Raw genomic sequence first — 13,843 nt, 5'->3', positions numbered from 1 at the left:
CCACCTGCCGATCTCCATGCCTGCCGATCGACGGTCCAGCCGCCTACCGATCTCCATGCGCCGCCAATCGACGGCCTGACCGCCGGCCGATCTCGTGCCCCGCCACCGGCGGCCCGGCCCCGCAGTGACCTCGACGCTTCACGCCAGGACCAGCCACCTCCGGCCGTCGAGCAGCTCGCGGGCCGCGTCGAGGTGACCGGCATGACAGGCGGTCTCGGTGATGACGTGCAGCATGACCTCCCGCACCGTGTGCAGCCGCCACTCGCCGAACCGGTCGGGCCACCAGGCGGGCGCCGCGTCGAGCGGGGTGGCGGCGATGACGGCGTCGGCGGCCTCGATCTGGCGCCGGTAGTCGTCCAGGATCGACGCGGCGGACTCCTCCGGGCCGACCTGCCAGGAGTCACCTGCCCGGTCCAGGTCGTCGATCACCTCCTGGTCACCGGCGACCACGGCGCGGAACCAGTTCCGCTCGACGTCCAGGGCGAGATGCCGTACCAGACCCAGGCAGCTCCAGCCGGACGGCATCACGGGACGCCGCAGATCCGCCTCACTCAGACCCTCCAGGATGCCCAGGACGTGTCGCCGCTGGTTGCCCTGGAAGGCGAGCAACGTCTCGGCCTCAGCACTGATCATGATCCCGGCTCCTGTCGTGTGGTCTCAGTGGCGCTGTCCGTCGGCGCCTGCCGTTCGTTGTCGGCGTCGCAACCCAGCCGCGCCTGACGTTCCGTCCCGGCGGCGGCGTCCAGCGACGCCTGACGTTCCGTCTCAGCGGCAGGGTCCGGCGACGCCTGGCGTTCCGTCTCGGCGGCGCGGTCCAGAGGCGCCTGGCGTTCGATGCCGGTGTCGCAGTCCAGCGGTGCCGGACGTTCGGTCTCGGCCGCGCGGTCCAGCAGGGCGCGGCGTTCGGATTCGGTGTGAGCGGCGGTCGCCGCCTGGCGGAACAGGGCGGCGGCACGGTCCCGGTCACCCTGGCGGGCGGTCAGGCCGGCCTCGGCGGCGAGGGCGAGCGGGTGGCCGTCCAGCGCGCCGCCCTCCTGTGCCCGGCCCAGCAGCGCCAGCCCCGCCCCCGGCCCGTACGCGTAACCGTGGGCCACCGCGCGGTTCAGTTCGACCACGGGCGTGGACCGGATCCCGGCCAGCGCGTCGTAGCAGCGGGCGATCTCGGCCCAGTCCGTGTCGGGCACCGACGGGGCGACGGCGTGGCAGGCGGCGATGCGGGCCTGCAGCGCGTACGGGCTGTCCCGCTCCGCCTCGGCCAGCGCCTCCAGCCCCTCGGCGATGGCCACGGTGTCCCAGCGGGACCGGTCCTGCCGGTCGAGAGGCAGCAGGTTGCCCTCGGCGTCCTGCCGGGCCGCACGCCGCGAATGTTGCAGCAGGAACAGCGCCAGCAGCGCCGACACCTCGCCCTGCCCAGGCATCAGCCGGCGCAGCAGCCTGGCCAGCCGGATCGCCTCCTCGGCGAACGCGGGCCGCCCGTCGGCGTTGTACCCCTGCGTGAACAGCAGATACAGCACCGCCAGCACGCCCGGCAGCCGCTCGGCCAGCGCCGGCCCGGCCGGCACCCGGTACGGGATCCCCGCGTCCGCGATCTTGCGCTTGGCCCTGGTCAGGCGGCGGGTCATCGTCGGCTCGGTGACCAGGAACGCCCGCGCGATGTCCGCGGCGGGCACCCCGCAGATCGTCCGCAACGTCAGCGCCACGCGCGACTCCAGCGCCAGCGCCGGATGACAGCACGTGAACACGAGCCGCAGCCGATCGTCCACGACCTCCCCCTCCCCCACGGTGTCGTCCACTTGGGTCAGCGCGAGCGCCCCCGCCTCCGCGAGCTTGCGGCGCTCGACGGAGGCGCGGCGCAGCGCGTCGATCGCCCGGTTGCGGGCCACTGTCATCAGCCAGCCGCCCGGATTGCCTGGCTCGCCCTCCAGCGGCCACCGCTGCACGGCCGCCGCCAGCGCTTCCTGCGCGCAGTCCTCGGCCAGCGTCCAGTCACCGGTGACGCGGATCAGCGTGGCGACCATCCGCGGGTAGGCGTCGGCCGCCAGCGTCTCCAGGGACGTGCTCACTGCCCGTCGCCGACGAGCGGGCGCAGCTCCAGCCGTCCCTGCCGGGCCATCGGATGCGTACGGGCGACCTCGATCGCCTCGTCCAGGTCGGCGCATTCGAGCAGATCGAAGCCCACGATCACCTCCTTGGTCTCGGCGAACGGGCCGTCGGTGAGGATCAGCTCACCCTCCCGGACCCGAACCGTGGTCGCGGAGGACTCCGGCGCGAGCTGCGACCCGCGCAACCGCCGGCCGCGGCTGTCGTTCTCGGCCACCCATGCCTCGATGTCGGTCAGGTTCCGCTGGTCGGTGTCGGGCTCGGGGTCGCTGCAGACGAACATCAGGTACTGCATGTCGCGCTCCTCAGGTGTGTGGCGATTCACCCTAGTGACGAACGGCGACCACCCGACCGGACACCCGCGGCAGCAAAACTTCCAGAAAAATCCGCGCCGATCACGGATCGTCGCAGGTGGCTCCGGCACCGAGACGACACCTGCGGCCCGGATCCTCGCGGCCGGCTGCTCACTAGGCGAAGGGGTGCGGCACCTGATGCAGTTCGGAGGCGTCCAGGTCGGTGGTCCGCCATCCGGCGCGCCGGAACGCGTTACGGGTCCGGGGCATGCGCAGTGCGCGCTGCAGCGACCAGCCGAAATCGATGGGCAGGAGCCCCGGTGCGATCACGCGGACCGTGCGCAGGCCCAGCAGCTCCTGTTCCGGCGCCGTCTGATTGACGACCAGGACGTCCAGACCGGCCTCGATCAACCGATCGCGGCAGTACGACAGGTCCGTCAGCAGGTCCGCGCTCCTGGGCCGAGTCCGCTGCCACTCCTGGTACAGCTCGCCCATGGGGGTCAGCCGGCTGTTCGACAGCAGGAAGTCGGCATGATGCCTCATGGCCGGCGCCGCGAACAGCGCCGGATGGTCGATCAGCGTGCGGACCCTGCCGAAGTCCTCGGTCATCGCCCGGACCTCGTCCGGGCGTCTGGTGAACTGCTCGGGCATGGTCGGCGCGAAGGAGGCGACCTCTGACAGCGCGGACGCGACGGCCTGCTCCGGATCCAAGGACGCGCCGGACGTAAAGGTCAGTGTGCCGGGACCGCCGTCCCGGCGGACCGCCACCGCGAGCACGGCGGGCACCGGCAGATCGATTCTCATGTCGAAGAGGCGCACGTCGTAGCCGCAGAGCCGTAGCCGGTCGATCAGGAAACGGGATTCGTCGCGGCACGTGGCCGGATCGATTTCGGGCAGCGCTGCCTTGCCGTACCACGCGAGCAGGAAGGAATCACGCTCGATCAGTTCCAGCATTCCGTGCAGAATCGCCTCTTCGACACTCGCGCCGCTCGCACAGCCGCTGGAGCACTCCATCACGAAGTTGTCGGTGCGATCCGCCCCGCCGTAGAAGACGGTGCGCCGCGGCACCAGAATCGCCCGCCGGTCACGCAGCGAATAACCCCACACCCAGGGAATCGGCCGATCAGGGTCGAATCTCGAATACGCCCCCGATTCGTAGACCTCGTCCGCGTAGACGCCGCATTCCCGGGGGTCGAGGGCCTGCGCGGACAATGCGTGGAAGCTGCCCACCGTGACTTCGGTCCATCGCCGTTGTTCGAGTCCGGCATAACGTTCGAGCGCTTCGAACAGCCCGCTGGTCTCACTGGTCGCGAACGTATTGGTCTGGCCGCTCCATTGGATCTCCTGCGGAGCGACGCCGTCGTGAAAGTGGAACATGCCGAAACTCGGCGACGTGGTGGGAGAAAGGTCGTCGCGGTGCGCGTAGCGGCCGACCACGCCGCAGATCGGATTCGTCAGTGCCGAGACCGGCAGGTCGTGGTCACGCAGGTGAAACTGCCGGTAGCGATCAGGCGCCGATTTCACGATCGGACGCAGGTCGAGGACGGCGCCGGCCGCGGTGTCCGGTTCACCCGGCAGGCATACGGGGCAGGCGGCGTCCATCAGCAGGTCGTAGCGGGACACCCGCAGGGTCCGCAGATTCAGTTCGTAGACCGGGGCGATTCCGGCACGATGACGTCGGCCGTCCGTCGCGCTGGTCCGCAGCAGGTTCCACAATCGCCAGATCGCTTCAAGGGCGAAGGGCGTCAAGTACGGCGACGACGCCGGCGACCGCACCTGCCGCCCGCGTTCGATCGCATCACGTTCCGGTGCGGCACGCAGGCGTTGCCACCGCAGGGCCAGACATCGCCCGCACGGGGCCGGGCCGCTCTGTCCGGCGACCACCGGTCCGAGGACGGCCGAGCCCGCGGCGAAAAAGATCGGCACGAGCCCACTGCTCTTCTCCGCTTCGGGCAGGTGCAGCGCGTCGCGCAGCCCGAGCACCGCCACGTCGGGCAGGTCTTCCTGCTCCAGCCGCGCATCCAGGTAGCGCAGGAGCTGCTCCGGCGCCGATGCGCTGGTCTCCGTGTCCTGCTCCGCCGCTGCTGCCACCTGCTCCAGCCTTTCGCGCGAGATGAACGAACACTTTCGCGTACGCCGCCACCGGCGCCCCGATCGAGCGGAGTCGGCTGCCCGCGGAGCCCGCGAGCAGCCGACGGCGTCAGCGGGAGATCAACGGCCGAGCCGAGATCGGTGACGTCACGCTGATCCCGCGGCGCAGGCAGCTCTGCCGCGGATCCCTAGCACTCTCCGCTCTGGGTCCCGCTGCTGCAGCTCGTACTCGTGGTGCTGGTGGAACCGCAGCAGCTCGTGGCGGCCGCGACGGGGGACAGATGGATGTCGACTTCGGTGTAGTCGGAGACCTCGAACGTCTCCGACCCCAGCTGCTCCAGCTCCTGGAACAGATCCGACAGTGGCTTTTCGACGATGGTCCGCACAGCGCGTTTCCTTTCATTCGCACGATCGGGCCGAACAGGCGCAGTATCGCAACGACCCCCTTTCACACCGCTGCCACCTGCGACAACAGCCGAAAGAGAAGCGAAAGAACCTACGGCCATACTCCTGAGACGTAACGCGCAGCGCCGGTCGGAGAGGGCGCGTGGCGGTCGGCCACCCACGGCCACCCACGGTCTCTTGCCTGTTCATCACCACAACGCACATGGCGTCGGACGCCAAGGAAGTGATCTCGACGATGACTGCTACCGAGCTTGAGCCAGAAGCGGGACGGGAAAAGCCGGCGACGGCCGATGATCTCGCGGCCCGGCCCAGGTTGGGTCATGACGTGCTGTTCTACGATGTCGGCGACAAAGTCGTGGTGCGCAACACCGAAAAGGTGTACGTCGTCAAAGGACAATGGGCCTACCGTTTCCTGTGCTCGCTCGCACCGTACTTGACCGGCGAACACACGCTCGCCGAGCTGTGCGCGGGCCTCGCGCCTGAACGGCAGGCGATGGTCGTCTCCCTGGTTCGGTCGTTGATCGGCAACGGTTTCGCGCGCGACGTGCCTCCGGCGGGCGACATCGATCTGGACCCCGCCGTCGAGCAGGTGTTCGCCTCCCAGCTGAACTATGTGGAGCACTTCGTCGACGAGGCCAAGGCCCGGTTTCTGCGCTTCCGTACGGCCAGGGTGCTGATGCTGGGCATCGGCCGGGTGAACCGGGCGGCGGCCGAGAGTCTGCTGCGCAACGGGCTCGCCTCACTGCACCTGGTCGAGTCTTCGCCGCAGAGCGCGGCCGAGGGCGCCCCCGCGGCCATGGCGGGACTGGCGGAATGCGTCGCGGACCTGGCCGAAGCCGGATGCCCTCCGCAGGTCCACCTGCCGGACCTCACCCTGGACGAGGCCCTCACGCCACACGCCCTGAGCGGATACGACTTCGTGCTCGCGTCCGGCGACGACCTCGGCATGGGTACGCTGCGGCGGCTGATCGACATCGGCGTGAACGGCGGCCCCGTGGTGCTGCCCGCCACCTCGATCGGTTCGAGCGTCGTCATCGGTCCGGTCACCCGCCCGGCGACCGCGGGCTGCTGGACGTGCTCCATGCTCCGCTACGGAGCCAACGCCGAGCCACGCGAGGCGGCCGCCCTGTGGCGCGGCATCGCGTGCGGAGCCGCGGGCCTGGCCGCGCCGAGGCTCAATCCGCAGCTCGCGGCGATGGTCGGCAACCTGCTCGCCTTCGACCTGTTCCGGCTGGTCACCGGCTGCTTCGACGCGGAGACCGACCATGGCGTCCTGATCCAGGACGTCTCCACGCTGGAGGCCAGGCGCGAGCGGCTGTGGCCGCACCCGCTCTGCCCCTCCTGCGCGGAACACCAGGATTTCGGCGCCAGGCCCGTCACGCCGGCCGTCGTCCACGAGACGGCGCCGCGGCCATTCCGCCCCGCGAACAACGCCGATCATGATGACAGGGAGCGGCTCAGGGCGCTGCTGAAGGAGGCCGACGAACTGGTCGGCTCCCGCACGGGTGTGCTGTCGTCGTTCGACGACGCGGCATTGGACCAGTCACCGCTCAAGGTCGGCAGGGTCCGTCTCGGCGCCCAGGCCGGATCCGATGTACGGACTCGGCTGATCACGGCGTTCGACCTGCACTACGTGCCCGTCGCGCGCCGGAGCGCGATGCGCGCCGCGCTGCTCGCCTACGTCGGCCAGGTGGCGAGCGTCCGGAACGCGGTGACCGGTTCGACGGAGCTGCCGCACACGCTCGCCCCCGCCGACCTGTCCACCTCCACGGGGCTCGCGTTCGAGGAACGCGAGACGATCCCGTGGCTTCCCGCGACGTCTTTGGTGAGCGGGGAACAGCGGCTGGTTCCCGCCGCAGCGGTTCACCCGTGGTCGGGGCTCAACGCCGACTCGTGGTTCGAACGGAGCGGGGCGGGTGCCGGAGCCGGGGCGAGCATCGGGGAGGCCGTCCGGGCGGGCCTGTTGTCCGCGATCGCGTTCGAGGCGCTGCGTGCGACGGTTTCCGGACGGGGTGAACCGCGTCCGGTCCTGTGCGGGGACCCTGAAACGGGTTCCGAGCTGGAGTTCCTACTGCGGACCTGCGGCAACCTGAGCGTCCGGCCGGAGGTGCTTGAGCTCTCCCCCTGGCGCAACGCCGGCATCGTGCTCGCTCGGATCCCGGACTCCGCCGACCGGCCGCTGTGGACCGTGCGGGCCGCGTCGTCCCGGCAGGACGCGCTCGTCGAAGCTCTGCGAGATCTCGCCGGGCTGGTCCAGCTCCGGCACTTGGCGAAGATCGAGGACGTCGACCTCGGCGAGCCGCTGCTGCCCGGTTTCGACGCCCGGGCCGTGCCCACGTCCGGGGAACCGGTACCGGTCGCAACTGACGACTCCCCCAGCGACACCACCGACCCGGCTGACCCCAGCGATCTCGCGACCCTGGTCGCCGAGCTCGCCGGCGAGGGCCGCGACGTTCTCGTCGTCGACACCACGACTCCGGAACTCAGGTCTCAGGCGGCCATGGTGACCTGCCGGGTCCTCCTGACGCGATGCAAGTGATGCAGGAGCGGGTCCCACAGGCGCTCGCGAACGATCGACTGCTGGTCGCCGGCTACCTGCACGATCGATTGGCCCGGACGTCCGGGCGACTCGACCGTCCCGTGACGGTTCGCGTGGCGCTCCTCGACGCGCAGGACGCGATGCGGCGGCTCGACGCACCGGACACAGAAACAGGCACATGCACCGACACGACGAGCTTGCTGCCTGTCCATGTGCACGGCGACACCGTGCTGCTCGGCCCGTTCGACAGCACACGCCCCTGTTTCCACTGCCTGGCCAGACGGTGGCAACAGCTGCGGACCGGCGTGGAACGTGAGGCCCTGGAAGGCGGGCCATCGCTCGCCGCGCACCACACGTCCCCGTTCCTCTCCCGGTTCGGCCTGGAGGCGATCTGGCGGACCGTTCAGCAGATCGTCCGGATGCCGCCGGAGCGGAAACACACCGACCGGCACGGCCATCCGTTCGTGCACGAGCTCCGGCTGAAAGACCTGACGGTGCGGCGTCATCCGATCGTCGCGGACGCGCAGTGCCCGCGATGCGCTGTTCCGGCTGAGGACAGCGCCGACGCCGCTCGCATGACCCTGCGCAGCCGCCCGAAACGGTCAGTTGATGACTTCCGGATCAGCTCGGCCCACGACCTGGAACCCGGCGCGTACGCGAACCCCGTCTGCGGGATGGCCGGCACCGGCGCGGAGCCGAGCATGACGAGCACGACGACGGCGAACGTGAAAGGCCGGATCGACATCCCAGGTGGCGGATACGTCCATGAGACGTTCTGGGCCGGCCACTCCGACAGTTACGCCCGCAGCACGCTCCTGGGCATACTGGAGGCCCACGAGCGGATCGCCGGCACCCAGCCCCGGCGCTTCTCCGATCCGGTGGTCGGCACCTACCGGAATCTGCGGAGCTCGGCGCTGGATCCCGCCGAATGCGGCCTCTACACCGAAGAGTTCTACGCCAGGTCCCGGCATTACACGCCCTACCATCCTGATCTGCCGATTCCGTGGGTATGGGGCTACTCGCTGCGCGACGAGCGCCCCCTTCTGGTCCCCGCGGCGATCACCTATTACCACCTGATCGACCAGACCGGCAGATTCGTCCAGGAATGCTCGAACGGGTGCGCGTCCGGCGGCTGCCTGGAAGAGGCCATCCTCCACGCCCTCCTCGAACTGGTCGAGCGTGACGCGTTCCTGATCGCCTGGTACGCCAAGCCGCGCCTGCGCGAGATCGACCCGTACAGCAGCACGAGGATCCGCAACCGGCTGATGATGGATCGTCTCTCGATGTACGGCTACGACCTGCGGCTGTTCGACGCCAGCATCGAATTTCCGATCCCGGTCGTGATCGCCGTCGCCCAGCGCAGAGACGGCGGCATGGGCACGCTGCTCTTCGGGGCCGGCGCCAGTCTCGATCCCGAGGAGGCGATCGCCTCCGGCCTGTACGAGGTCGCGTCCGCGATTCCGGATTTCCCCGGCTACACGAAGATGCGCGCCGAAGAGCTCACCGCGAAGGCGGCCGACTTCGGCAAGGTGCTTTCGCTGTCCGATCACGCCCCGCTCTACGGGTTGCCCGAGATGGCCAGGCACGCCGCCCATCTGCTCGGCGACGGCGGCCGGCCGGCCGATCTTCCCCCGGTGGAGGAGGTGTTCCCGGGCAGGCCGGACGAGCGGCCGCGCACCCTGGATCTGCTGGACGACCTCAGGTTCTGCGTCCAGTCCGTGGTCAAGGCCGGTTTCGACGTGATCGTGGTGGATCAGACCTCGCCGGAGCAGGCGGAGATCGGCCTGCGCACGGCGAGCGTGGTGATCCCCGGCCTGCTACCGATCGACTTCGGGTGGGGCCGCCAGCGCGCCCTGCACATGACGCGGACCCGCACCGTCCTGCGCCGGGCCGGACTCCGCGACCGCGATCTCGAAGCCTCGGAGCTCAACCGGGCTCCACACCCCTTCCAATGAATCGGCTCGCCGCTACCGGCGCGCCTGAGGAGTCGTCCATGGACACGGAGCAAGCGTTCGAAACGGCGAGCGACTACATCACCGCGATCATGCGCCGCAACCGATCGCCGGCGGAGAACTGGAGCCTGAAACCCGATTGGGCCGACCAGCCGCGCATGCACAACGTCTACCCCGGCATCACGCCCGTCCCGCTGCCGGCCACGCAGGTCGCGCTCGCCTCACTCGAAGCGAGCCTGACCGGGCAGCCGCCCGGGGACGGCGGCGCGTTCACCCTGCCGATGCTCTACGAGATGCTGCGCGACTCCTACGCCTACGGCGGGCGCAGGCTGGCGGTCACGGTCAACGACGACACGGTGGCCCTGCCGCATTACCCGCGCGCGGTGTGGTCTCGCGGCACGGCGTCCGGGGGCGGCCTGTACCCGCTCGAGATCTACTGGGTCTGCGGGCCCGGCGGGCCGATGTTGCCGGGCGTCTACAACTATTCGCCGGCCCAGCACGGTGTGCAAAGACTGCTGATCGGTGACGTGACGAGCCAGGTGCGGCAGGCGATCGCGCCGGCGGAGGCCGCGGGCGACCAGTTCCTGCTCGTGACGGTCAAGTTCTGGAAGAACGCCTTCAAGTACCAGAACTTCGGCTACCACGTGGTCACCATGGACGTGGGCACGGCGCTGGGGACGTGGCAGTTGTGGTCGAGAGCGGCCGGCTTTCCGCTGCGCCCGCTGCTCAATTTCGACGAGGAAGCACTCAACCGGCTGCTGGGCGTACGGACGCACGAGGAGAGCGTGTTCGCCGTGGTGCCGCTGCCCGGCGGCGGGGGCCCGTCCCCGGAAGGCCGGCCCGGACTTCGCGTCACCGCCGTCCCCACGGAACGGTCACGTACGGTCGTCCGGCATCCCGCGATCGAGCGCGTCCACGCCTCGACCGTCACCACTCCGCCGACCGGCGATGCACCGGCTGACCGGCTGAAAGCGGCAAAGCCGAACCACAGCGGCGGCAGCGGCGACGCGATCGAGCTGGCCGATCCGCTCCCGCTCGACGCCACCGTACGGGAAGCCCTGCGCGCTCGCCGCAGCAGCTTCGGCAGATTCAGCGCACACCACCGTCTCGGACAGGCCGAACTGGCCGCGGTGCTGCGCGCGGGAACCCTGGGAGCCCGGCTCGTGTCGGATGTCAAACAGCCGGACGGCACGCCGGAGCTCACCAGGCTGGCCGTGCTCGCGAGCCACGTCGACGGCGTCCCCCCGGACGCCTACGACTACGACGTCGCCGCCAACACGCTGCTGCCCCTCGGCACCGGTGTGAGCGCGTCGTTCCTGCAGCGCAACTACTTCCTGAACAACTACAACATGGAGCAGGTCGCCGCCGTCGTCACCGTGCTGGCACGGCCGCACGCGGTGATCGCGGCCACCGGCCAGCGCGGTTACCGGTTCCTCAACGCGGAGGTCGGCGCCGCCGCCCAGGCCATGTATCTGGCCGCGGCCGCGGCGAACATCGGCTGCGGGGCCGCGCTCGGCTTCGACAATGTCTCGTACGCCGAGCACCTGGACAGGCGGCGCGACCTGAGCGGCGATGACACCGACCAGGAATGGCCCCTGCTGATCATGATGCTGGGACACGAGCGCCAGCAGGCTCCCGACTTCCGCTTCCGGCTCCGCTGATCTCACCGACCCGAAGAGGTGACACGGGTGATAGACCATGATTTCCCGCTGGGCACGGACGCCCCTGCGGGCCGGGACGACGGCAGGCAGTGGATCGTCACCCCGCAGTTCATGCTGCGGGTGGCCGGGATGCCCATCGACGCCGTGGCCCCCTTGACCAACCCTCAGGGGACGCGATGGGCGGACACCCTGCTGGCGGCCGAGACCGCCATGGACGCGGCGAAGCAGGTGATCGCCGACGCGCTGCAGGAGTCCGTCGCGGACAATGACGACGAGCAGCAGCGTCGCCGGCTGCTCACGTTGCGGCGCGATGTCTTCAATCGCCGCCTCCCCAAGGACCTGGCCTCAGCCAGGGCGCTCGCCGCGCACCTCGACGACCAGGGTCGAGCCGCCCTGCTCGGCTGGCTCGACCAGCGCGCCGCCTATGACGAGGAACTCCGGCGCGGCGCCGCCATCGTGGCCGATGAGACCGGCCTGGCCCGCGCCCACCTGCGTGAACTCGCCCGCGATCCGAGGCTGCGCAAGGGCGTGTTGCTGGCGTCTCCGTCGCTGGACCGCTACCTGCCGGCCTATCTCGACGCCGGGGACGGCCCGCTGAACAAGCGCGCCCGCCGCATCGAGCGGTCGCTGCTGGAGTACGTGTACCGCACCGCCTGCAAGACGAGCCCGTTCAGCACGTTCACCGCGGTCGCGCTCGGGCGGTTCGTACCCGGCAGCGGGTCCCTCTTCCCGCACCTCGACCTCGACGTCGTCTGGCGCAGCCACGCCCGGCTCAACGTCGCGGCGCTCGCCCGCCTGATCGACGTCATCGTCGACCGGCTCGACCTGCGCCCGGAGCTCACGATGCGCCTGACGTCGGGCTCGCGCGCCGACACGGAACGGGTGCGCTACGTGCGGCGGATCCGGGTGGTCGGTGACGACGACACCCCGACGGGTGCCGACAGCATGCGGGAGAACCTCTTCTTCCTCCGTCAGGGCACCCTGCTGCAGGAGGTCATGCGGATCCTGGGCGAGCGGGCGGAGGTGTCCTTCGGGCAGTTGGCCGAGCTGCTCAGCGCGGCCGATCGGCCGAACCGTTCCCCCGAGGATGTGCGCGAGTATCTGCGCCGCCTGCTCCAGCTCGGCCTGCTCGTGGCGCCGGCCCTGCACCTGGACGTGCACAGCGCCGACCCGGTGGAGTCGTTCCGGCACGGCCTGGAACGGCTGGACGCCCCATGGGCACAGGCGGTCGCCGACCGGCTCGGCGCCATCTCCGACCTGGTGAAGCTGTACCCGTCAGCCGATCACGAGGCCCGCAGAAGGCTGCTCGGCATGATCAGGGCCGGCCTGGAGGAAACGCAACGCGAGCTCGGCGCGGCGCGGCCCAGCACGCCGAGCAACCTGGTGTACGAGGACGTCAGCGTCCCCGGCACCGGCGCGGTGGCCGACCCGGACAAATGGCGGCAATCGCTGACCCCCTCCCTGTGCCAGGTGGCACGGTTGCTGCCGCTGTTCGACTCCACCGTGCCGCAGCGGCTGAGCCTGCACGGATTCTTCACCGCCCGCTACGGAGTCGGTGGACGCTGCGACGACGTGCTGCGGTTCGTGCACGAATTCCACCAGGACTACTACACCTACTACCTGAAGGTCACCTCGCGGCCGAACTTCGACGAGGACGGCGTGTTCGTCCCCGACCCGAACTGGTTGCGGCTGCCCGAGGTGGAGGCGATGACGCGGGCGCGGCAGGAACTGATCCGCCGCATGAAACTGGCCACGGCGTCCGGCACCGAGGTGCTGCTCGACGACGAGTTCGTCGACGAGGTCTCCGCTCTGGTGCCCGATCATCTGCTCGACTTGGAGCCGAGAAGCTTCTTCGTGCAGCTCGGCGACGACGGCGGCACGCCGTTCGCCGTGGTGAACCAGACCTACAGCGGCCTGACCCTGTTGTTCTCCCGCTTCATGCACTGCTTCGACGACGCCGAACGCGGTGGGCTGGCCGCCGAACTGCGGGACGAACTCGCCAAGCTGCAACCGGCCGACGCGGTGTTCGCCGAGGTCACGGGCGGGTACGACACCACGAACCTGAACCTGCATCCGGCGATCACCCCGTACGAACTGGTCTGTCCTGGCGACGTGAGCTTCCGGGACGAGTCAGAACAGATCGCGGTGGACGAGCTCAGCGTGCTCCACGACGAGCGGACCGGCAGGTTGCGGCTGTACTCGTGGCGCCTGGGCCGCGAGGTCATCCCGGTCTACCTGGGCTTCATCATTCCGCCGGCGCTGCCGCAGGTGCAGCGGGCGATGCTGCTGTTCTCCCGGACCATCTTCGCCACGATCGACCTGTGGGGCGGCACGCGCGCCCACGAGCGGATCACGACGATCAGCAGCCGGCCGAGAGTCCGCGTCGGCGACGTGGTCGTGTCGAGACGCAGGTGGACCGTGCATCCCGAATTCCTCCCCGCGCGCGGCGCCGGGGACGGCGACGCGGAGTCGTTCCTCGCCTGGCGGCGCTGGCAGCGGGAGCACGGCCTGCCGCAGCGGGTTTTCGCCTCGCTCGGCGCGGTGCCGCTCAAGCCCGGCGCGGGCACCTCCATGCCGACGTTCAAGCCCCAGTACATCGACTTCGGCAGCGTTCTCTCGCTCCAGTTGCTGGACCGGATGGCGCGTGAGGGCAATCGCCTGATCGTGCTCGAAGAGATGCTTCCCGACCTTGAGCAGATCTGGCTGAGGTCGGCTGAGGGACGGTACGTGGCCGAGCAGACCATCGAGATCACCGGCACGACCCGGCCGCTGCGCGGTCACTGATCAGACAGGGGAGTTCAG

At 70.0% G+C, this 13,843-nt stretch carries 9 protein-coding genes; 4 read left to right on the top strand and 5 right to left on the bottom strand.

Translation table 11 applies throughout. From position 1 onward, the window contains the following. Nucleotides 1–138 precede the first annotated feature (138 nt). The 5 genes from AB0C28_RS50410 to AB0C28_RS50390 all read right to left on the bottom strand — a co-directional run bounded on the left by AB0C28_RS50410 (nucleotide 139) and on the right by AB0C28_RS50390 (nucleotide 4,870). Complete coding sequence (locus AB0C28_RS50410; RefSeq protein ID WP_358083760.1) at nucleotides 139–633, bottom strand: DinB family protein; 495 nt, start codon at nucleotides 631–633, stop codon at nucleotides 139–141. Next, the gene (locus AB0C28_RS50405) at nucleotides 630–2,063 is read right to left on the bottom strand and encodes a sigma-70 family RNA polymerase sigma factor (RefSeq protein ID WP_358083757.1); all 1,434 of its coding nucleotides are present in this window, start codon (nucleotides 2,061–2,063) and stop codon (nucleotides 630–632) included. Before AB0C28_RS50405 ends, AB0C28_RS50410 begins: the two co-directional genes overlap by 4 nt. Continuing rightward, nucleotides 2,060–2,395, bottom strand: coding sequence for a YciI family protein (locus AB0C28_RS50400; protein ID WP_358083754.1), 336 nt, complete (start codon nucleotides 2,393–2,395; stop codon nucleotides 2,060–2,062). Before AB0C28_RS50400 ends, AB0C28_RS50405 begins: the two co-directional genes overlap by 4 nt. A 172-nt stretch (nucleotides 2,396–2,567) precedes the next feature. Beyond that, nucleotides 2,568–4,484 carry a TOMM precursor leader peptide-binding protein gene (locus tag AB0C28_RS50395; RefSeq protein WP_358083752.1) on the bottom strand — a complete coding sequence of 639 codons (1,917 nt, stop codon included), beginning with the start codon at nucleotides 4,482–4,484 and terminating at the stop codon, nucleotides 2,568–2,570. A 188-nt stretch (nucleotides 4,485–4,672) separates the two neighbouring features. Beyond that, entirely contained in the window at nucleotides 4,673–4,870 is a 198-nt protein-coding gene (locus AB0C28_RS50390; RefSeq protein WP_245956185.1) for a thiazolylpeptide-type bacteriocin, read from the bottom strand. A gap of 344 nt (nucleotides 4,871–5,214) precedes the next feature. On the opposite strand from AB0C28_RS50390, the gene AB0C28_RS50385 reads away from it, so the two are divergent. From AB0C28_RS50385 to AB0C28_RS50370, 4 genes are read left to right on the top strand one after another with little or no spacing between them, the layout of a single operon-like run. Continuing rightward, nucleotides 5,215–7,428, top strand: a complete 2,214-nt coding sequence (locus AB0C28_RS50385) for a TOMM precursor leader peptide-binding protein (RefSeq protein WP_358083749.1) — start codon at nucleotides 5,215–5,217, stop codon at nucleotides 7,426–7,428. Beyond that, complete coding sequence (locus tag AB0C28_RS50380; protein ID WP_358083746.1) at nucleotides 7,419–9,383, top strand: TOMM precursor leader peptide-binding protein; 1,965 nt, start codon at nucleotides 7,419–7,421, stop codon at nucleotides 9,381–9,383. The genes AB0C28_RS50385 and AB0C28_RS50380 overlap by 10 nt, the downstream gene beginning before the upstream one ends. Nucleotides 9,384–9,421: 38 nt before the next feature. Further along, the gene (locus AB0C28_RS50375) at nucleotides 9,422–11,041 is read left to right on the top strand and encodes a SagB family peptide dehydrogenase (protein ID WP_357857241.1); all 1,620 of its coding nucleotides are present in this window, start codon (nucleotides 9,422–9,424) and stop codon (nucleotides 11,039–11,041) included. A 27-nt stretch (nucleotides 11,042–11,068) separates the two neighbouring features. Then, the gene (locus AB0C28_RS50370; protein ID WP_358083743.1) at nucleotides 11,069–13,825 is read left to right on the top strand and encodes a lantibiotic dehydratase; all 2,757 of its coding nucleotides are present in this window, start codon (nucleotides 11,069–11,071) and stop codon (nucleotides 13,823–13,825) included. Nucleotides 13,826–13,843 lie beyond the last annotated feature (18 nt).

Source organism: Nonomuraea sp. NPDC048892 (assembly GCF_040649735.1).
Lineage (GTDB): Bacteria > Actinomycetota > Actinomycetes > Streptosporangiales > Streptosporangiaceae > Nonomuraea > Nonomuraea maheshkhaliensis.
Note: the sequence above shows the minus strand (reverse complement) of the source record. Positions and strands in the feature narration are given on the sequence as shown.